The sequence below is a fragment of the Halorubellus litoreus genome (assembly GCF_055378595.1).
In genome coordinates, this window is record NZ_AP043836.1 from 3,197,436 (window position 1) to 3,216,797 (window position 19,362).

Sequence of the window (19,362 nt, forward strand, 5' to 3'; positions counted from 1 at the left end):
ATAGTTCACCTTGGATCAGCGAAGTATGCTATCAGTGTCTCACTCTACTACTGGTAGTCCTACTGGGATACCACTGGGTGTCCCATGTAAGTAAGAACGTGTACTCTAATCCATGTACAACATCGGGAAGGGGTGTACATTGACTATGAGTGTACAATAGGAGTGTACAGTAAAACAGGTACAGAGGTAATGTGATACCTCTCTACGTGTCCTCAATAGTATAATAGTCATGTAGATACTTAAACGTTTCGGAGGGTATTCAAAGGATGTTCAAAGAACAGCAGTACACGACAGCGATACTGTCAATAACACGCAGGAGCATAGTGACGGTAATGAACGACCAGCAGGCGGAACCAGAGATACCGGTGGGGTACGTCGCGGGAATCATCGACGTGAAGGGGTCGTTGACTGTGAACTTCAGAACGCGACCAGAATACACCCTCGGCTTCCAGGCGTGGCCGTCCCTCCTGGTCCGCACCGAATCAGAGGCCATTGTGGGCCTACTGGACGCGTTTTCGCACTCACTCGGTGTGCAGGCCAAGATACACAAGAACGTCCAGGAGGGGCGGCACGAGTGGCTCGTGGAGGGCGCTGATGACATTGCACGAATCATCGAGGAACTATTCCCGTATCTCCTCCTGCAACATGAAAAGTTCCAGCACTACTACGAGCGAATCCTACCGATGTTCGATGACGGGATCGAAAGTGAAGACGACCTGCTGGAGCTGGCAGACTTAGCTGGTGAATACAGCACCAAGGACCGCAAGTACACCCGCGAGTTCTTCGAGAAAGAGTTTAGTTCGACGGCGTAGCGGACTCGGATTCCCCCGCCTTCCCGCTGTTGTCCTGGCCGCGATACCGCTCGATGATGTTGTCGACGCGTTCCGCGGCGTGGTACGGCGTGATGTCACGGTCGTTCTCCGCGTCGTCTATGAACTTGAGGTAGAGCCGCTCAAGCTCCTGTAGCGGAACCATCGTACCGTGCTGGATACCGTCGCGCTCGCGTTCCATGTCGTCGACCGTCTCCTGGTCCGCGACGATGATACCCTCCTCGTGGTGGATGCCTTCGGCGTCCGATGGGTCGGTGACGATGAGCTTGCCGTCCTCGGTCGCGGGATAGGATTCGAACGTGGAGATGTCGCGATCTTCGGCGTCCGCTGGGTGGAGGTCGTCCGCACCGGAGCGGCGACCCAGGTGGACGTTGAGTCCGAGCTGTCCCTTGAACGTCTTCCCGCAGTAGTCACACACGAAGCGGCGGTGGTCGACCCGGTACTTCGTGGGCGTGTTGACGGTGACTTCGCGCCGACCGGTTATCTCGGCGTCGTCGACACTGAAGTCGTCGGGAACCTCCCCACGGGGTCCGTGGGCGTCGTCGTCGGAGTTGTAGACGTGGACGTAGAGTCCCCGTGAGAGAACTTCTTCCTCACAGAACGGGCACTCACGCACCGATTCAAGATTCGTGTGCGCTTGATACTGAGTCATGGATACTTAGATCACTCAATCGCTCATACAGTCCGGCACGATATAACGATTACTGTATTGTAAGCCTATTCCTGGGTTTTGGGTAGGTCTTCAAAGGGTGTTCAAGCGATAGACTTAATACGTCAGCCGCGAATATACTTGTGAGGAAAACGGCCCCGCTGGGCTGGGTCCTCATGATATTGCTTTAGAGAGGCAGTGCTTTGGCCGCATAGACAATCCTTTGAAAACCCATAGAAAACTTTAAGTCTATGCGGCGCGTTATACTACTGAGGGCAGTGAGTCAGACGACTCCGTTCTCATGGCGGTTCTTGGCAGGCTACTGGCGTAGAGCGTACTGTGCGCTCCGGGTTCGATTCCCGGCCTTTATACCTCGCCCCCACGGGCGGTGGTGTGCCACTCCCGGTTAGGCGAACACCGGGACAATTTGCGGATACTGGTTGTTGGTTGGTTCTGGTTGCCGATTGGGGCACACAGACAGACGGGGGTGGCTCCCCTGTCATTTTCTACGCCGACAACAGACAACGAAGGACAGCCGTGGGTTCAACTCCCACCTGTCCCCTCCCGGCCTCAGTGCCGGGGTTCCTATCAGTAGTGTGATCGACCGCCTTCGGTAACGAGGGCGGTTGTGTCTCGATAGTTCAGTTGGTAGAACGCGTGACTGTTAATCACGTCGTCCCAGGTTCGAGTCCTGGTCGAGACGTGGCGGTGAGGGTCCGCCTGAACAACTCTCCTTAATGTAATGCACGCCCGAGAGGGCGCTTTGGTACTACGCTATCGTAGGTCGCATGAGCCACAGCCGGTGCCTGTGGTGCATTGCCAGCCCCGACTCACCACCGGGGCTGTAAGGGAACGTAGCTCAACGGGAGAGCGCGGCTTTGAAGAAGCCGTCGTTGCCGGTTCGACTCCGGTCGTTCCCACTGGGGCAACAGACGTCAAGTCCGAGAACCGCCCCTTGAGGTATCGCGCGTAAGACAACCCTTAGAAAACAATCCATACATGGACTACAACAACTTCGGTAGCAGTAGCACGACCAGCAACCAGAACGACAGCGACGAGAACAACGAGTTCACCCTGAAGGTAACTCCCTACGCGGCCATCGACGGCGATCTCGACTCCGCGTTCAGTGTCGAAGGCAAGTACGGGCAGTCGCTCGCCATCAAGATGAACGACGTGACCCTCGTCGACGGCGCACTCTACAAGCGCAAGGGCGACGACACCCACAAGGTGTTCTCGTGGCAGGCACTCGGCTTCGACGACGAGATGGACTTCGACGGGAACGACGCGCCCAAGGTCTACTCCGAGACGTTCGGTGGACGGACCTACCAGTACGAGCTGGTGGCCGCCCGCTACGACGAAGCCGACCCCGACGCCGACCAGCCCGAAGTCGGGAACATCATCATGTGGGAGTCCGGTGGCGAACACGGCCCGTCGTCGTCCGCGAAGACCTGCGCCCGGAAGCTCACCACGCACGGACGCGGTGCGGTTCTGACCGAAGACGACGTTCACGCGTGGCTCGCAACCGACGTCTCCCTCCGCCCCGAGCTGGAGGGACTCCGCGTTCGGTTCTTCAAGGTCGAGCGTGAGGGCGAAGAATACACGTTCTACACGCCGGTCTTCATCAACCTCGCGCTCGACGAGGAAGTGACCATCAAGAACGAAACCGGGACGACCACGGCGAAGGCAACCGAGGAAACCGAACCCGAAGCCGAACCCGAGGTTCAGGCCGCCGCGACCGATGGTGGCTTCCCGGCACAGATTCAGGAGTTCATCGGCTTCTGCCGCGACCAGCAGATCGTTGACCCCGAGTCGGTTCTTCGCACCCTCGACACGATGGTTGCGAACCCCGAGTCCAGCGTCGACGAGGCGATGGTTGAGGGCCGCCAGGACGACATCGTGGCGGCGGTCCAGGCGTGAGACTCCGGCACGACAGCATTGACGACGACTTCCTCGATGAAGTCCTTGGGTTGGTGAAGTTCGCGTTCTACGTGGGCGCGGCAACTGTCATCATTGCCCTCGGCGTCGTTGCGCTGTTGGGATTCCTGCTGGTATAGGCACGAGAACAATTTTTTAGTACGGGGTGGGGCGCGGGACTTCCCGCGGTTTACCATCCCAAGAGGCACCTGAAGATGAAACTAACCACTATCACGGCCAGCTACAGCGACCGTCGCCAACGGAAACAGTACGAACCCATCGAGTTCGGGTGTACACTCACCGCTGAACTTGAGGGCGACGACGACCCCGTGGACGCCTACGAGGAACTTGCGCGTCACGCGAAGAACGTCGTCGGTATCGAAATGACCCGCCGCCTCAAGGAGAGCGAGATGGCGGACGCAATCGAACGGGGTGACTAATCAATGTCGTTTCGGGAAGATCAGCAGATGTGGCTCATAGAGACAGCGTATGACCATTTGATGTTCCTCATAGAGCATCATACACTCAGCGAGCGAAACTACGAGTTAATCTCTGGTGCATTAGACCATCTTGGCGTTGCGTCGTTGAATCGAGAAGAAGACCTTGGGTGGGCACCCTGGATCGACAATTCCTGTGACGACGAGGTGTGGTATGACGAGTGAAACAAGCATCCCCACGTTGTTCCAGGTCCGGCAACTGATTCAGGACAACGGCCTGGAGGGAGAGGAAGAAACCAGCCTGTCCGTCCTCCTGGGGACGTTCATGGGCGGGTTCATCATCATGTATGGTGACTCGTCCGCCGGGAAAGACGAGACGGCGAACGCAGTCCTGGCGTGCTATCCGAACGAGGGCGCAGGCGAAGTGTTCACGGTTCCGAACAGCTCGTCGCCTACGGTCCTGTTCGAGAAGGCCGAAACCGCGAACGCCGCGAGTATCTACGTCTACCCCGACTCCACGAACCTCCCCGAACACATCGAGGGCCTCATCAAAGCTCACGCAGAGGGCGAGCCGTTCACGCACGAGTGGACCGAGGTCGCGGGTGGTCGGCACCTGGAGGGTCGGAGTCTGTTACCCCCGGATTGCATCATCTATCCGTGGGCACGGAACAACGACAGCTTCGACATCAATGACCACGCCGAGTACCGGAACCGCGCGCTGATCCTTGAGGTCGATGGGTCCATGGAGCAGACCGAACGGGTCAACACCCGGCAAGCGTTGGAGAAGTCCGGGCGGTACATCCGTAAGACGACCTACGAGGAAGCGGCGGAGATTCGCGAACACATCGGGACGATTCGCCCGGTGGTTGGTCGCTTCGGTCGGAAGGACTCGATGGGCGAGATTCTGAATCCGTGCATCGAAGCCATCGACCGGATGAAGCCCCTCCCCCAGCACTTCCCTGAGGCGCGGCGGGACTTCCCGCGGTTGTACAAGTTCATCGACGCGGTGACTCTGTACCACCACCCCGACCGGATGCAGACCGTGGACAAGAACGGGAACCCCGTTCTCCTGAACGCGCCTGCGGACTGCTGGTACGGCATGAAGGTCTTCGGCGAGAAGATGGTCCTGTCGGCACTCAACCTCACCGACCGCGACATGATTCTCTTGCAGTACCTTCGCGATAACTCCGAGGAGGCGTTCACGGTGAACGAACTTCAGCAGGCACTCCGTGAGAGCGGTGAGAACGTCAGTGACCGCGACGTGAAGAAGTCCCTGAAGTCCATGAAGCACAAGGGCTACGCGAACGTCCAGAAGGGCGACAGCGGCCTCAACGAGTGGTCGGCTGGCCCGTTCGCAGCACGAGCGGAACACAAGTCGCACTTCGACTGGCAGGAGATCGTGGACGACGCCGAAGTCGTTGTTCGTGACATCCTCAACGAAGAAGACGCCGAGGAGTACGTCGCCCGGTTCTGCCGGGGTGACGGCCTCTTGGTGACCCACCCGTTCACGGGTGAAGTCCTGAACCTCGTGGAACAGGGCAGCGACGAGTTCGAAGAAACCCTGGCCGACGCGGAGTCGGACATGGCGGACGTCTTCGATGAACCCGTGTACGCTGGTGCATCTACCGAATCTAATGACGAGAACAGCGGACTTAGTGGTTTCCTGGGTAGTAGCGGCGCTGGAGAGTAAGCGACGGAACACGCATACACTCGCGACCTACCACCCGGAGGAAACACCCGAACATGAGATAATGAGTATCGAAACCACCGTAGAGAGTTGCATGGACATCCCCGGAGTTGTGGGGATAACCGAACACATCGAGGGCTTCACTGGTGACGCCTGGCTCGTGGAGATCGACCAGGACGTTCCCGTGCTGAAGGCTGGAGACGAGACAACCACGCGGTTCTTCGTCGTCTCCGGTGTCCACGCCCCGTATTCGGGCTGGGAGTGCCTGGCGTTCCCCGCGACCGAAGACGGCGACCCAATCAACTTCCGCGAACACGCAGGCGGTCGTGGGTATTCCCACAAGGCAACCATCGAAGAACTCATCGAGCGGTACCTGTAGGCCATGACCGACCGCGACTTGATTCGGCAAGCGTCCGAGGTGTGGGCACCCGACTTCCCGCGCCAAACCGTTGACGCGTCCAAACGACAGTTCGCCGTGAACACTCGCGACGAATTGGTTGACGCGCTGGTGGCGGTCAACGGGAAGAACGCGGGGTTCGTCTCCGTGTACAGCTTCCCACGAGGGCACTCACGCGATAGGAACATCCCCGAGGTGAACACACTGATGTTCGACCTGGATGTTCCCGACGCCAAGGAGTACCGCCCTGGTGACGTTGCGGCGTGGCGGCGCGACCAATCGAACCTGCTGGCTCGGGTCCGTATGATAGCTCGCTTCCTGATCGACGCGGGCGCGGACCAGTATTGGCGTGGGTCACTCTCGGGGTTCAAGGGCGTCCATCTCTACCTGGACTTCCCGGCGATTAACCCCGATGAAGGCTCATACAACCAATTCAAGGCAGGGTTGGGTCGGTACGCCGACGAGTTCCTTGCGTTCTTAGAGAGTGAAACCAGTGTGTCGATTCGTGACTGGGTTGACGTTGACTCGTCCGACCTGGGGCGGCTCACCCGGCACCCGAACACGGTTCACACTGGGGCAACGGCGTTCTTCAATGACGAGCGATACTGCGTTCCCGTGTCGCTCAGAGAACTTGCGACCATCACGCCCGACGAGTATGAGAAACTCACATCTGAACCGCGCCCCCTTCCCGATGAATACCATCGAGTTGAGTCCGAGCGCGCGGGACAGATAATCACCCAGTACGTTCGCACGGCGAGTGTTGGTGGGTCGAGCGGTCGACCGTCAATGTCGTCGACGCGGACGCTCTCGCTCAACGAGTACGAGAACGAGGTAGCCAATCACAAGATAAAAACGAAAGAAGACGTCGCGTTCGTCACGGCACACAAGCCCTGTGTGTTCGCGTACTTTGAGCGCGACGGTGACCAGTTCGAGTACGGCCACGCTTCGCATAAGTTCGAAGTGTTCGTCATCGACGAGCTGGTTGACGCGCACGTTCCGGTTGAGGTCATCGTTGACCTCTTTCGTGAGATTCCGGGGTTTAATGAAGACGAAACCCGGTCACGGATTGCTGATGTGATCGCCGCGAATTGGGCACGGCGATTCAACTGCGAGACGATATGGGCAGAAGCGCCGATGTTCTGTCTCGGGGAGGTCTGCGGCCTCTACGACCCTCAGCACCCGATTGCGTAACCTACAGCTATTCAGCTATCATCTATCAATGAAGAATACAGCGTATGCGAAACTCACGCCGCGACAACTGGATGTTCTCGCGGAGCTTCCGAAGACCGTTCCCGCCCTTGCGCTCTCGCTGGGCATCACGGAGTCTACGGTCTACGACCACCTGTCCGACATCGAGAAGCGCGGGGTACATCTCGCGCAGAACGATGCGGGCGAATACTACGAACCCGGCGGCGGTCGCGTGGAAAACGACGTCATCAACGTCTCCGCGCCCGTTCGCACAACCGCCGCTCAGAAAGCCGCCGTTAGTCGCAAGACGAAGGCGTTTCTCGCGGAATTAGAACACGAGATTCGGGCCTACCGCCAGGAGGTTGGTCCCGTTATCGCCGATGGTGGTGTCACGTACACCCCTGGTGGGATGGATATTATCGTCCCGTGTTCGGACGACCACTACGGCGACCTCGTTGCTGACCCCACGCAACCGAACCCGTATGAGTCCCAGCCGTTGTTCGACGCGGAGATCGCGTCCGAACGTATCCACGCGAAGTTCGACCACGCACACCAGGTGGCGGACGCTCGCGAGGCCATGGGACACACGATTGATGCGTTCGTGGTTCCGATGCTCGGTGACCACGTTACGAACGAAGCCATCTACGAGCAACAGAAGTGGCACCTGGAGCCACGTATGCACATCCGAGAGCAACTCAAGGTTGCGACGGACGTCTACACGTATGAGATCGCCAGGGCGTCCGCTCGCTTCCCGAGTGTTGTCGTGCCGTGCTTCCACGGGAACCATGGCGAGTTCCGACAGGGCGGGCAGTCACACCACGCCAACGCCGACGACCTTCTCTACGACCGCCTGGAGTTAGCGGTTCAGGCGATGGGCCTGGAGAACGTGACGTTCATCCGGTCGGACATCGACGACCATATCCTGTTCACGACTCGCAACGGGAAGTGGACGGGCTTCGGTGTTCACGGTGAAGACGTCCCGTACCACATTGGTACGAAGTCACCGCTCCAGTGGTGGCAGGCGCAGGTCAACCGGTGGGACTTCGACTTCGCCTTCCGGTGTCACTACCACGAGTCGAAGGAGGAACGCGTGAACGGTGTGCCCGTGCATCTCCTGCCGAGTATCAAGGACACGGGCGAGTACGAAGCCAAGTTGGGCATCTACGGTGTCCCGCTTGGGGTCGTGTTCGGGTCGACCGACGAACAGCCGCTCGCGTTCAAGGAGTGGGTGTCATATCCTGTCTCAGCGTGACACGCTAATCGCAAGCAAGCGCCGCTACAGACAGCTAACAAGCACCCATACAGATATATACTAAGTATGACGAATCCTATAGATGTGTCCTCCAACACACTTGAGGTAGATGCAGAACCAGTTCGGTTATCAGACGTTGTTGACCAACTTGATGTCACGGCCTATCAGGTCAATCTTGACACCGGAAACGGGTGTGTGCCCGTTGGTATCCACGTCGCGGCTCCCGACCGGGAGTGCGCCTGGAACAAGCTCCTGGTCGCGGTTGACCGTCTCGGAGCGCCGCGAAGCGTGCTGAAAGACCTGGATTTGGAAGAACTCTAAACGACCTGCATAGTCTGCATAGCTAAGACAACCCTTACACAAACTCTAATGGCAACGAACCACTCTAAAGTCGGCAAGCGGTGCGATCACTACGCTCTCGAAAACGCCCACCCTGACGAACTCTACTTCGACAGCGGGCAACCCGTCTTCGTCGCATACACGACGTCCGATGGGCGCTGGCACGAGAAGCACATCCACAAGAAGGTCACGTTCTACACGTCGAAGTGCCCCGAGTGTGGCGGTGATACCCGCTACGACCACCGCGCCATGCAAGCCTGTCTCAACGACTGTGGTGGCATCGCCGAACCCCAGGGGCGGCCCCTGGATTACTCCCGGTCGTCCGCTGGCCGATACTGCTGACCTAAGACAATCCTTACACAACTATGACTGAAGACCTAACTCTCACTGAACTTGCGGACCTCCGAGCGGACGTCCGACAGACGCACGAGCTGTTGACCGAACTCAAACAAGACGCGGCGAACATCGTGGACCGACTGAACCACAACCTCGATGCAGTATCCGCGACTCGTTTGGCGGTTGAAGACGAGACGACCGAAGCGGAACTACTCAACGAACAGTACGGCCTTATCATGGACACGCGCGACCTGGCGTCACTCGTCTACGAGCGCGTCGAACACGGTGACGCCGCACTCCGAGAGGAGGTGGACGCATGAGCCTCGTCCGCGTTGAGACTATCACCTACGACGGCACGGAGCCGTTCGAGGTTCCCGGCGAAGTCCTGGCGGTTCTCCACACCAACCACAACCAGAGTCGTATGACTGTGTTGTTGCGGGTGGACGTGGATCAGGCAGTGCTGGCCGACCCCGTGGAAGACGACGGGAAGGCGGAGGACACCCACTACTGCATCGGGATGAAGGGCGACGGTTCCCGGTGTACGCGCGAGGTCGACGACGTTGGTGACCGATGCTGGCAACACCCGGAGGAAGACGATGCCGAGTGAACACCGCTACGTTCGACTCGGAGAGGGCGTCTTCGTCGAGGTGACGTTCGACCCCGACCGCTACACCATCGACCGCTACGACGCCTGGGACGGCCTCCAACTCGTCTTCGACGGCCCTGATGGGACCGCGCGCTTGACGTGCGAACCGGTGGCCGTTGAGGAACGATGACCGACAAGCGAACCTGGACGGTCGCGGTCGACTTCGACATGACGCTCACGGCTGGCTCACCGAACCCGTACAAGACGGGCGGCGAGGAACCCAACTGGGAGATGATCGAGCGTGTCCGCGCCCTCAAGGAGAAGGGCCAACACGACATCATCATCTGGACCGCGCGGCCCTGGAGTCACGCGAGCCACGTTGCCGGGCTTCTCACGATGTGGGAGGTCCCGTTCAATGGCCTGAAGATGCAGAAGGGCGGCGCACACGTCTACGTCGATGACAAGGCCGTCAACTCGTTCAGCGAGACGCTCGACGACGACATAGACGCTCTGTTGACGTAGCACGCAACTCGGTGGTAGTCTGAAAATTCATGAAACGCCCAGCCGGGCGGCCACCCTACCAATCATGTTCGCTGAAGCATTTCAAGCCGCGCAAGCGGCATACAAAGTAACGATTCGGGACCCCAGCGGCGAGTTCGTTACCTTCGGACAGGACGACTTCGCGGAGTTACTCGTCCTTCCCGATGGGTCCCTGCAACGTATCGACATGGGTGGTGTCCAGCACGGTCACGCTGGCACCATCGTACAGGCAACCGGGTGCCTGAAGGTGTGGGTCACCACTGGTGGTGAAACCCGCAAAGAGGAACACATCGGGAAGGTCATGCGACTCCACGACGGTCGAATCCTGGCCTTCTACGACGACACCGTGACACCCGTGAAAGCCCCGTTCGCCGGGGGCGACATCAGGCGAATCAAGCGACAATACATATGACTGAAATCACCAACGCAGAGAAAGCGGCACAGCTCCCCAAGGAGATCGGCGAAGTTATCGGCGAGCGCAACGGCACCCACGGCGACCCCGTTGACAACCACGACCACATAGCAGACCTGTGGTCGGCGTATCTCGGGGTCGGACAGGAGGGAGACTCGACGGCCCACAACCTCCTGGCTCGCCCCCTGGAGGGTCACGAGGTGGCGGACCTGATGATTCTCCTGAAGCTCTCCCGCAAGCACGTCGGGGGGATGGACCTGGACCACTACCGGGATACCATTGGGTACGCGGCGATTGCGGCCCTCTACGTTCCGGGCTACATGGACGACGGCGACGAGTCCCTTGACGCGCTACGGAACTACCGACAGGAGGGCGCGGTCTACGAGAACCAGAACGCCGAGGAGATTGTGGACTGATGTGCCACGAGCTTCCCGATGATGAACTTGAGCGTTTGGTCCGCCTGGACGCCCAGCTCGCCGACATCGAAGAACGCCTGGACGCTATGATTGACGCCAACGACCAGGCGCTCCGGGTGGTGAACCACGACGAAGACACGGACTTCCAGCGGGCGACGTACTTACACGAGGGGTACTATGCCACCCGGTGAACAACCGCGGGAACCCGCGAAGTTCTCGCCCCGCGACCAGGTGATTGACCTGCTGATGCTCGCCCAAGAGCAAGAGCGGACGGTCATCGAGTTCTCGCGGCGCGGCGACCAGGTGTTCGCCATGGAGATCACGGACCACGTAGCGGAATTGGAGCGGTTGGTGAACGACTAATGGGATTCGTTGACGAGATCGAGAACAGCGACGAACAGCTCCCGCACATCTCCAAGTCGCGAGTCAAGACCTGGAAGACCTGCCCCCGGAAGTTCTGGTTCCAGTACATCTTCGGGTACCGAACCGGCGACACGTTCTACACGAAGCGCGGGACCCGTCTGCACAAGACCTACGAGTTGTTCCACGAGAACGCCGAAGCCGCGATTGACGCTGGGACGTTCGACGCGAGCTACCTGGAGCAATACCTGCCCTACGACGAGGTGGGGTTGTGGCTGGATTGGGTTGACCCGTTCGTGGTGAACTTCATCAGGTTCGAGGAACGCCGCTGGCACGAAGCCTGCAAGCACTCGGAGAACCCCGCGCGACTGTGGCTCCCCCAGGAGGTTGAGGCCGAGGGCTGGCTGGACGAACCGCCGGTCGCGGACTCCCCGCCATGGATGGGATACGCGGATGCGGTCCTTCACGCGGCGTCGGTTCCCGATGTTGACCGCGACGAGGGGTACGTTATCCTCGACTACAAGACCGGGAAGACGCCCGACCCGAAGTACCGCGAGGAAGGCATCTTCCTTGAGGGCGAGTTCTACGCGTGCCTGTTCGAAGACGAGCTGGAGATCGCGGCGGTCGCGGGCTACTACCCGATGAACGACGACTTCATTGTCGCGCCGTTGGACGACGCCCGGCGCGAGGTCATCAATGCCGCCGTGGAGATGATGATTGGGAGTCGGAAGATGGCGGACTTCCCCATCGAGGAACAGCCGTTGTGCAAGTGGAAGCCCGGCAAGGACAACGAGTGCGACTTCTACCGTATCTGTTCGAGTCGGTGGGGGTGCCGTGGTGGACCGGGACCGACGTTCGATGATGCACCCGACCGCGAGCGAGAGGAACCGACGACCCAGCCAGGGTACGGCGACCGCTGGCTGAACTAACCCGCCCCAGTGGGGCTGACAACCAAACCATGAGTGACGACATTACACTATACATCACCAAGACGGAGCCGGATTGCGAGTACGACCGAGCGGGAAACCCCATCGAACCGATTGTGCAGGTGTGGGGCCGCACCGAGGGCAACTACGCTGAACACATCAAGGTCCGCGGGTTCTACCCGTACTTCTACGTTGAGCCAGGACACGGCGTTACGGCGTCCCAGCACTCGGAGCTTCACGCGATTGAACACGGCGTCGGGGAGTCGCTGTTCGGCGACACGCTCGATAAGGTGTACTACAAGACGCCGTGGCCGTCGACCGCTCGCGAACTGAAGACGCTGTTCCCCGAGGGGACCGTGTACGAGTCGGACGTCTCCTACACGAACCGGTTCCTGATTGACATGGGTATCAAGACGGGGATGCAGGTACCGTCGCGTGACGTCTTCTACGACGAAGTAACGGCGGTGGACTTCACGGCTGACCTGCGTATCGTGACGTTCGACATCGAGACGGACGACCGCGGTGACTTCCCCGAACCTGGGGAGGCACACATCCTCGGGTTGGTCGCACACGACAACTACACCGACGAGACGGTTGCGTTCTACGACCTGGACGGTGACTCCTTTGAGGATCGCTTCGGGTGTGACGTACCGGAGAAGCTCTCGGACCTTGACCTGGACATCGGTGACGTTGACGGGTTCCTGTTCGAGCGCGACGAAGCGTCGATGCTGAAGCGGTTCGCGGAGTACATACAGGAGGTTGACCCGGACGTTCTGACGGCGTGGAACATCGACTTCGACGCGTCACAGCTCGTCGGGCGGATGGACGCTATCGGCGTGGACTCGGGGCGGCTGGCCCGCAACGGGCGGTCGTTCCTGCTGAAGTCCGGTGAGGCGCGTATCCTGGGCCGGGAGTGCTTCGACTTGCTGTATGCGTACAAGAAGTCCCAACTCAACGAACTTCCGTCGTACTCGCTCAACTCGGTCGCTCAGGCTGAGTTGGGTCATGAGAAGGTCGACCACTCGGGGATGGGCTACTACGAGATGTACCGCGACGACCCGGAGCTGTTCGTCCGCTACAACGTGATGGACGTGCAACTCGCGGTGGGCATCGACGGGAAGGCTGGTGTCTTCGACTTCAAGCAGGCCCTCCGCCATGAGGTCGGTATCTCGCTGGGGGAGACGCGGGACAACCACACGATGATCGAGATGTTCGCACGGCGCGAGCTGTTCGAGCGTGGGTTGGTTGCCCCGGACGCCCGCCACGAGGACGTCGACGAGTACGATGGCGCGCACGTCTTTGAGCCGTTCAAGGGCCTCACGAAGAACGTGACGGGGATGGACTTGGCTTCGCTGTACCCGAATACGATGGCGATGTTCAACATGAGTCCCGAGACGAAGGTCGAGGTTCCTGAGGCGATGCAGGACGCTGACCCGTCTGCGGTTGGGTCGATGCTCGGGATGAATCTCGCTCGCGCCCCGAACGGGACGTGGTTCAATCTGGACAAGCCGGGTATCTTCGCGGGCCTCGTTGACAAGGCGATTGGACTCAAGGAAGGCTATGGCGAAGCGAAGGATAAGGCGTCAGGTGCGGAGAGAGACGCTCTATCCGTAAAATACGCGGCGGCAAAGGCTGTTACTAACTCGCTCTACGGCGTGTTGGGATGGCGACACTTCTTCCTGTACGACAGGGACGTCGCACTCGCAATCACCAGTGCTGGGGTCGCTTGCATCAAAGAAACGGCCCGGTACATCTCCGAGGAAACTGACGGGCGAGTGATATACGGCGACACCGATTCGAACTACGTCGCGTGGCCGAAGGAGTGGCTCAAGGACCAGGTGCTTGACGCGGCCATGGCCGCCGCTGACTACCTCAACGACGAGCTGTACCCCGAGTTCGGGAAGACCTTCGGTGTCCCCCCGGAGATGAACCGCTGGGAGATTCAGGTTGAATCCTACGCGGTGACGTACTTCCAGCACGGCAAGAAGAAGAAGTACGCCATGCGGATTACGTGGGACGAGGGCAAGGACGTCGACAAGGAGAAGATCACGGGCTACCAGCGGTCGGACGTCTCGCCGCTCACCCAGGAGTTGATTAACGACGTTCTCTGGAACATCGTTCGGCACGGCGGCGACCAGGCGAAGATCGGGACGATGGTTCAGGAGGCCGCGGCGAAGATTACGTCAGACCCCGCTGACGCTGACATAATCGGGATTCCGGGTGGCCTCGGGAAAGAGATTAACCCGGACTGCACTACGCCGTCGTGTGACGACTGCTACCGCTGGAACCATGAGAACAACCACCCGACCGACGCCCACCCGCGGGCGGCCTGGTTCAGTAACCACCTCATCGGGACCGAGTTCGGCAAGGGGAGTAAGCCCAAGCGGGTGTACCTCCAGCCGAAGTTCAATGAGGGGGTCGGGACGGAGGTTGACGTTCTCGCGTTCGAGGAGGCACACGAGCTTCCCGATGATGTCCGCGTTGACGTCCAGCGCATGACCGGCGCGGCAATCATCAGCCCGATGGAGGATATTCTGGACGCCGCCGACATCGACGTTCACGCGGCTATCCGCGGGCAGACGCAGACCGGCCTGGGGGCGTTCCTATGAGCGTCAACGTCGACGACCTGCCCCCGCAGACACGAGCGAAGTATTGCGAGGAACATGGCCTCTACCATGTGAAGAACGCGATAGGCCTGTTCGTCTGTCCGTTCTGCGAGTGTAACATCGACTTTCAACAACAGGAGGAATCAGAATAATGGGAAGCACTGACTGGGAGGTATTCGACTACGAACGACAGCAGGTTACGGCGACGTTCTACTGGGAACCGACGCCGGAAGTGAAGGCGTTCTTCGAGGCGATGGGCTACTGGGTACGCCCGCACCAGCTCAACCCCGAGAGCGATTACTACGTGGAGTATTACTGATGAGCGAATTGGCCCCTAAGGAAACCTGTGGTCGGTGCGCGAAGTCCATGGAGTTTCAGGAGTACACTCGCATTGGGTTCGCCGTCTACAAGTGCGATCCATGTAAGTCGCGGCTATCGAAGCACGTCAGTCTCGCCCTGGCGCGAGAGTGGTTATCAGAACAGGAGTAAGTGAAAATGAAATTCGAGATTGTGAAACTTGGAGAGGAGAACCGCATACCGATTGCCAACGAGAAGCCCCTGATTCCAGGCGCGAAGATACGGTGCGCTCGGAACTTGGAGACGACGGCGTACAAGAACATCTGGACGGTCGAGGCCGCGAGTGTGTCGTCGTTGGCGAACCTCGCAGCGTCAGAAGTCTACTGGTTGTACCCACCGGAACACAACGGGACCGACCACAAGTTCGTGTTCGCGCCGGGTGACCCACGCCAATGACGCAACTGACGTGGGACGACATCACTGGGAATCCGCGAGAAGCCGGTGACCCACCCTTCCCGCAGGAACCCGGACCCCGACACCCACACGACCCAGGGAACCCGGAGCCACCGATACCGCCGGGCTACAGCGGTCGACCGCTTGACCCCGAGCATGGGTGTCCGTGGTGTCTCGCTCCGCCCTCGGAGTTTCACACGCGAGAGAACGCGCTTGGTGTGTCCTGTTCGCGGTGTGAGTGTCTCCTGCCGGTTGATGCGGAGTGGTTTCAGAAGGGTGATAAGATAGTGACGCTCCCGCAGGCGGCGCGGTTGTTCCAGTGTGCTGACGAATAAACAGGCAAATAACGCCGGCAACTCGGTGATATTCCCGGCAAAACCAAAACAGCGGTACGCGCTGTATGGCCGATTCTTTATATACTTCGCTTCCGTACTACTTAAACGACACCCGAGAGAAGCCGCAAACCGGCGCGACAGGCCTTCAAGCCACCGATTTGCGCTCCCGCGCGCTTAGGACGCTGTCTCGTAGGAGTCCGCCGGTTCAAATCCGGTCCCGCGCATTCCCGCGGCGAACACACCGTGAGCCGCGGGAATCTCGACGAGCGGATTTGAATCAGGGAGCGAACGAAGTGAGCGACCGTGGTTCGAATCCGGTCCCGCGCGTTCTCACGCTGAACACACCGTGAGCCGCGGGAATCTCGACGAGCGGATTTGAATCAGGGAGCGAACGAAGTGAGCGACCGTGGTTCGAATCCGGTCCCTGATGGGATTCCACCTTCGGACGAACGTGAGGGGAGGCATCGCGACGAGCGGATTTGAATCAGGGAGCGAACGAAGTGAGCGACCGTGGTTCAAATCCGGTCCCTGATGGGATTCCACCGTCGGGTGACCGTGGTTCGAATCTGGTCTGGCGTGTTCCTGTGGGGTGTTGTGGGCTGCTGTGCGTGGGGTGTGCCAGACGGGGGCGTGTTTTTGGGTGGTGTTGTCGTTTGTCGGGGTATGCGACGTCGTTCGTTCGTTGGGGCGGCAGTCGGTGGTGTGTTGGGGTCGGTAGCGGGGTGTGTGTCGTTCGGGCGTGAGTCGGGTGGTGAGTCGACGGGCGTTCCATCGACGACGGCGGCGCACGGTCGTCGTCGCGGTCGGTCGCGACCGGACGCTGTACGCGTACGACCGGCGTATCGCCGGCCGGACGCTACGGTTCCGGCAGACGCCCGAGGACGGCGTGGTGCGCGCCGGCGGGTCGCGGTGGCGCGTCGCGACCGGCGACGCGCTCGATGGTCCCTACGCAGGCAAGCGATTGGCGTCGGCCGCCGACGGCAGTCAGCTCTACTGGGCGGCGTGGCTCCAGTTCCACCCCGACACGACGGTGTACGGTATCGACTGACCGCGAGCCACTCGTCGGTCGGACAATCTCTCGACGTGACAGGTGGCGGGTGACAGTCGTCTGACTCCCGTCGGACGCTGCACAAGGCTTTTTGACGCGTGGGCGATTCTGTCTCGGTCATGGAGGATATCGGCGAGTTGTTCGACGGGTTGTTCGCTGACGTCGACGCCGTAGTGTTGTTCTCGCCGAGCGGCTCGTACTTCGAGCGGTTCGACGACCTGGAGGAGACGGACGTCGTCGTCATCGCGACGGAGAACTCGGTTGGTGCGGATTCGTTCGTGGAACTGCCGTTGGACTTCGACGAGGTCTCTCAGCGCGTGAAGTTCGGCCTCGAGGGCGCGCTCGAACAGGGCTTCATCGACGGCGGTGACATGGTCGTGTGTGCGACGAGCGTGTTCGACGGGACCGCCGACACGGTCTCGCGCGTTCGCGCCGACGAGGACGTTCGCTCGGGCGTCTACGACCTGTTCGCGAACTCGCGCGCCGAGGCCGCCGTCATCAAGAACGTCCTCGAGCTCGTCGTGGAACTCGGGAAGAAAGGCCAGAAGGGCGAACCCGTCGGCGCGCTGTTCGTCGTCGGTGATGCGGGGAAGGTCATGAACAAGTCCCGGCCGCTCTCGTACAATCCCTTCGAGAAGAGTCACGTCCACGTCGGCGACCCGATCGTGAACGTGATGCTGAAGGAGTTCTCGCGACTTGATGGTGCGTTCGTCATCTCCGACTCCGGGAAGATCGTGAGCGCGTACCGGTACCTGGAGCCGTCGGCGGAGGGCGTCGACATCCCGAAAGGCTTGGGGACGCGTCACATGGCGGCGGGTGCGGTGACGCGGGACACGAACGCGACCGCGATCGTGCTCTCCGAAAGCGACGGTCTCGTTCGCGCGTTCAAGGGTGGTGAACTCGTCCTGGAGATCGACCCGGAGGACTACTGATGGTGCTCCTACAGGTCGGTGACGCGGTCCGGTGGCTCGAGAACGCGGTCTCGAACCGGTTCGTGCTCGCGAGCGTCGTCGTCGTCATCGGCTTCCTCGTCGGATTCCTCATCGGGAAGCTCAGTCGTCGGGCGCTCAACGCGGCGGACGTCGACGACGCCGTCGAGGGAACGTCGTTCGAGCGCACCGCGCAGAGTCTCGGCACGTCGACGGTCGACATCATCTCGCGGCTGAGTTCGTGGTTCGTGTACGGGTTCGCGATACTCGTTGCGGTGTACGTCGCCGGGTTGAACGCGGCGTTGTTCTGGGCGGTCATCGTCGAGATGGTACCGCAGTTGTTCGTCGCGGTGCTCGTGCTGGTCGTCGGGTTCGTCGTCGCGGACAAGGCCGAACTCGTCGTCAGCGAGCGCTTGCGGGGGGTGAAACTCCCCGAGGTCGCGTTCATCCCGCGCGTCGTGAAGTACAGCGTCCTCTACGTCGCGGCGCTCATCTCGCTCAGTCAACTCGGCGTCGCGACCGAGGCCCTCATCGTGCTCCTGTTCGTGTACTTCTTCGGTATCGTCGTGTTCGGCGTCGTCGCGCTCTGGGACTTCCTGCGGTCGGGCGCCGCCGGCGTCTACCTCCTCCTCGAGCAGCCGTACAGTATCGGCGACCGCGTCCGCATCGGGGAGAGCGAGGGCGTCGTCCAGGAGGTCGACCTGTTCGTGACGCGCGTCGAGGACGACGACATGGAGTACGTCGTCCCGAACCGGAAGGTCCTCCGCGAGGGCGTCGCCCGCGAGCGCTGACCGGGCGGGACCGACGGCTTCCGCGGCCGACTGCGTCCGTACTCAGTCCTCCGAGAGGTCGTCCTCGGTCATCGGTTGCGCGGGAACGCCGGCGACGGTTGTGCCGGGTGGGACGTCCCGAGTCACGAGCGAGTTCGCGGCGACCTGCGCGCCGTCGCCGATCTCGACGCCGGGGAGGACGATGGCGCCGGCCCCGATCATCGCCCGCTCTCCGACGACGACGTCGCCGACGCGGTACTCCTCCTGGAGGAACTCGTGACAGAGCAGGGTCGCGTCGTATCCGATGATGGCGTGGTCCCCGATGGTGATGTGCTCGGGCCAGAACACGTCGGGCGTCGCCTCCAGCCCCCACGAGACGCCGTCCCCGACGGTGACACCGATGCGTCGCAACAGCCACGTCTTCAACTTCAGGCTCGGTGATATCCTGACGAGCCAGACGACGACGTAGTTCAGTGCGACGCGCAGCGGCGACTTCGCGCTCGTCCAGTGCTGGAGCGAGTTCAGCGGCCCCTGCGTCGGATAGCTCCGCACGCGGTCGTGTCGTGGTTCGGCGTCGCCCGCGCTGTCCTGGTCGTCGTCGCCCGCACGTTCCTCGTCGCTCACGCTACCTCGTAGCCGACGCTGGGTCTTGAAT

The 19,362-nt window shown here is 60.6% G+C and carries 27 protein-coding genes and 2 tRNA genes; 27 read left to right on the plus strand and 2 right to left on the minus strand.

The genetic code is table 11. The features are described from left to right. Window positions 1–266 precede the first annotated feature (266 nt). Complete coding sequence (locus ACZ48X_RS20240) at window positions 267–812, plus strand: hypothetical protein (RefSeq protein ID WP_336350689.1); 546 nt, start codon at window positions 267–269, stop codon at window positions 810–812. Here ACZ48X_RS20240 and ACZ48X_RS20245 read toward each other — a convergent pair. After that, entirely contained in the window at window positions 796–1,482 is a 687-nt protein-coding gene (locus ACZ48X_RS20245; RefSeq protein ID WP_336350688.1) for a hypothetical protein, read from the minus strand. The two genes, ACZ48X_RS20240 and ACZ48X_RS20245, sit on opposite strands and share 17 nt — an antisense overlap. Before the next feature lie 627 nt (window positions 1,483–2,109). Between ACZ48X_RS20245 and ACZ48X_RS20250 the strand changes: the two genes are divergently transcribed. The 26 genes from ACZ48X_RS20250 (at window position 2,110) to ACZ48X_RS20375 (ending at window position 18,728) form a co-directional block, all read left to right on the plus strand. Further along, window positions 2,110–2,182, plus strand: a tRNA-Asn gene (locus ACZ48X_RS20250). A 145-nt stretch (window positions 2,183–2,327) separates the two neighbouring features. Then, a tRNA-Phe gene (locus ACZ48X_RS20255) sits at window positions 2,328–2,399 on the plus strand. Window positions 2,400–2,478: 79 nt separating this feature from the next. Then, window positions 2,479–3,396 (plus strand): hypothetical protein, encoded by a 918-nt coding sequence (locus ACZ48X_RS20260; protein WP_336350687.1) that lies wholly within the window; start codon window positions 2,479–2,481, stop codon window positions 3,394–3,396. Next, window positions 3,393–3,533, plus strand: a complete 141-nt coding sequence (locus ACZ48X_RS20265; protein WP_336350686.1) for a hypothetical protein — start codon at window positions 3,393–3,395, stop codon at window positions 3,531–3,533. The genes ACZ48X_RS20260 and ACZ48X_RS20265 overlap by 4 nt, the downstream gene beginning before the upstream one ends. Window positions 3,534–3,608: 75 nt before the next feature. Beyond that, on the plus strand, window positions 3,609–3,833 hold the full coding sequence (locus tag ACZ48X_RS20270; RefSeq protein ID WP_336350685.1) for a hypothetical protein: 225 nt from the start codon (window positions 3,609–3,611) through the stop codon (window positions 3,831–3,833). A 211-nt stretch (window positions 3,834–4,044) separates the two neighbouring features. Beyond that, window positions 4,045–5,520 carry a hypothetical protein gene (locus ACZ48X_RS20275; RefSeq protein WP_336350684.1) on the plus strand — a complete coding sequence of 492 codons (1,476 nt, stop codon included), beginning with the start codon at window positions 4,045–4,047 and terminating at the stop codon, window positions 5,518–5,520. Beyond that, window positions 5,465–5,896, plus strand: a complete 432-nt coding sequence (locus ACZ48X_RS20280; protein WP_336350683.1) for a hypothetical protein — start codon at window positions 5,465–5,467, stop codon at window positions 5,894–5,896. The genes ACZ48X_RS20275 and ACZ48X_RS20280 overlap by 56 nt, the downstream gene beginning before the upstream one ends. 3 nt (window positions 5,897–5,899) lie before the next feature. Beyond that, window positions 5,900–7,105, plus strand: coding sequence for a hypothetical protein (locus tag ACZ48X_RS20285; protein WP_336350682.1), 1,206 nt, complete (start codon window positions 5,900–5,902; stop codon window positions 7,103–7,105). A gap of 28 nt (window positions 7,106–7,133) precedes the next feature. Continuing rightward, window positions 7,134–8,354, plus strand: coding sequence for a hypothetical protein (locus tag ACZ48X_RS20290; protein WP_336350681.1), 1,221 nt, complete (start codon window positions 7,134–7,136; stop codon window positions 8,352–8,354). Window positions 8,355–8,438: 84 nt separating this feature from the next. Beyond that, on the plus strand, window positions 8,439–8,675 hold the full coding sequence (locus ACZ48X_RS20295; RefSeq protein ID WP_336350680.1) for a hypothetical protein: 237 nt from the start codon (window positions 8,439–8,441) through the stop codon (window positions 8,673–8,675). 48 nt (window positions 8,676–8,723) lie between these two features. Next, window positions 8,724–9,035, plus strand: coding sequence for an SH3 domain-containing protein (locus ACZ48X_RS20300; RefSeq protein WP_336350679.1), 312 nt, complete (start codon window positions 8,724–8,726; stop codon window positions 9,033–9,035). A 23-nt stretch (window positions 9,036–9,058) separates the two neighbouring features. Beyond that, entirely contained in the window at window positions 9,059–9,349 is a 291-nt protein-coding gene (locus ACZ48X_RS20305) for a hypothetical protein (RefSeq protein WP_336350678.1), read from the plus strand. After that, window positions 9,346–9,636, plus strand: coding sequence for a hypothetical protein (locus ACZ48X_RS20310; protein ID WP_336350677.1), 291 nt, complete (start codon window positions 9,346–9,348; stop codon window positions 9,634–9,636). Before ACZ48X_RS20305 ends, ACZ48X_RS20310 begins: the two co-directional genes overlap by 4 nt. Continuing rightward, window positions 9,626–9,805, plus strand: coding sequence for a hypothetical protein (locus ACZ48X_RS20315; RefSeq protein WP_336350676.1), 180 nt, complete (start codon window positions 9,626–9,628; stop codon window positions 9,803–9,805). The genes ACZ48X_RS20310 and ACZ48X_RS20315 overlap by 11 nt, the downstream gene beginning before the upstream one ends. Further along, a complete protein-coding gene (locus ACZ48X_RS20320) occupies window positions 9,802–10,137 on the plus strand; it encodes a hypothetical protein (protein WP_336350675.1) in 336 nt (111 codons plus the stop codon). Before ACZ48X_RS20315 ends, ACZ48X_RS20320 begins: the two co-directional genes overlap by 4 nt. 64 nt (window positions 10,138–10,201) lie before the next feature. Further along, window positions 10,202–10,567 carry a hypothetical protein gene (locus tag ACZ48X_RS20325; RefSeq protein WP_336350674.1) on the plus strand — a complete coding sequence of 122 codons (366 nt, stop codon included), beginning with the start codon at window positions 10,202–10,204 and terminating at the stop codon, window positions 10,565–10,567. Further along, window positions 10,564–10,983 (plus strand): DUF6378 domain-containing protein, encoded by a 420-nt coding sequence (locus ACZ48X_RS20330; protein WP_336350673.1) that lies wholly within the window; start codon window positions 10,564–10,566, stop codon window positions 10,981–10,983. Before ACZ48X_RS20325 ends, ACZ48X_RS20330 begins: the two co-directional genes overlap by 4 nt. Next, window positions 10,983–11,174, plus strand: coding sequence for a hypothetical protein (locus tag ACZ48X_RS20335; RefSeq protein WP_336350672.1), 192 nt, complete (start codon window positions 10,983–10,985; stop codon window positions 11,172–11,174). The genes ACZ48X_RS20330 and ACZ48X_RS20335 overlap by 1 nt, the downstream gene beginning before the upstream one ends. Further along, the gene (locus ACZ48X_RS20340; RefSeq protein ID WP_336350671.1) at window positions 11,161–11,346 is read left to right on the plus strand and encodes a hypothetical protein; all 186 of its coding nucleotides are present in this window, start codon (window positions 11,161–11,163) and stop codon (window positions 11,344–11,346) included. Before ACZ48X_RS20335 ends, ACZ48X_RS20340 begins: the two co-directional genes overlap by 14 nt. Then, window positions 11,346–12,272, plus strand: coding sequence for a RecB family exonuclease (locus tag ACZ48X_RS20345; protein WP_336350670.1), 927 nt, complete (start codon window positions 11,346–11,348; stop codon window positions 12,270–12,272). The genes ACZ48X_RS20340 and ACZ48X_RS20345 overlap by 1 nt, the downstream gene beginning before the upstream one ends. A gap of 29 nt (window positions 12,273–12,301) precedes the next feature. Further along, a complete protein-coding gene (locus ACZ48X_RS20350; RefSeq protein ID WP_336350669.1) occupies window positions 12,302–14,878 on the plus strand; it encodes a DNA-directed DNA polymerase in 2,577 nt (858 codons plus the stop codon). Window positions 14,879–15,026: 148 nt separating this feature from the next. Then, the gene (locus ACZ48X_RS20355) at window positions 15,027–15,194 is read left to right on the plus strand and encodes a hypothetical protein (RefSeq protein ID WP_336350668.1); all 168 of its coding nucleotides are present in this window, start codon (window positions 15,027–15,029) and stop codon (window positions 15,192–15,194) included. 176 nt (window positions 15,195–15,370) lie between these two features. Continuing rightward, on the plus strand, window positions 15,371–15,628 hold the full coding sequence (locus ACZ48X_RS20360) for a hypothetical protein (RefSeq protein WP_336350667.1): 258 nt from the start codon (window positions 15,371–15,373) through the stop codon (window positions 15,626–15,628). 1,083 nt (window positions 15,629–16,711) lie between these two features. After that, a complete protein-coding gene (locus tag ACZ48X_RS20365; protein WP_336350666.1) occupies window positions 16,712–17,008 on the plus strand; it encodes a hypothetical protein in 297 nt (98 codons plus the stop codon). Between the two features lie 119 nt (window positions 17,009–17,127). Then, on the plus strand, window positions 17,128–17,940 hold the full coding sequence (gene dacZ / locus ACZ48X_RS20370) for a diadenylate cyclase DacZ (RefSeq protein WP_336350665.1): 813 nt from the start codon (window positions 17,128–17,130) through the stop codon (window positions 17,938–17,940). Further along, on the plus strand, window positions 17,940–18,728 hold the full coding sequence (locus tag ACZ48X_RS20375) for a mechanosensitive ion channel domain-containing protein (RefSeq protein ID WP_336350664.1): 789 nt from the start codon (window positions 17,940–17,942) through the stop codon (window positions 18,726–18,728). Before dacZ ends, ACZ48X_RS20375 begins: the two co-directional genes overlap by 1 nt. A gap of 42 nt (window positions 18,729–18,770) precedes the next feature. Here the strand turns inward: ACZ48X_RS20375 and ACZ48X_RS20380 are convergent, their stop codons facing one another. Beyond that, window positions 18,771–19,331, minus strand: coding sequence for an acyltransferase (locus tag ACZ48X_RS20380; protein WP_336350663.1), 561 nt, complete (start codon window positions 19,329–19,331; stop codon window positions 18,771–18,773). Window positions 19,332–19,362 lie beyond the last annotated feature (31 nt).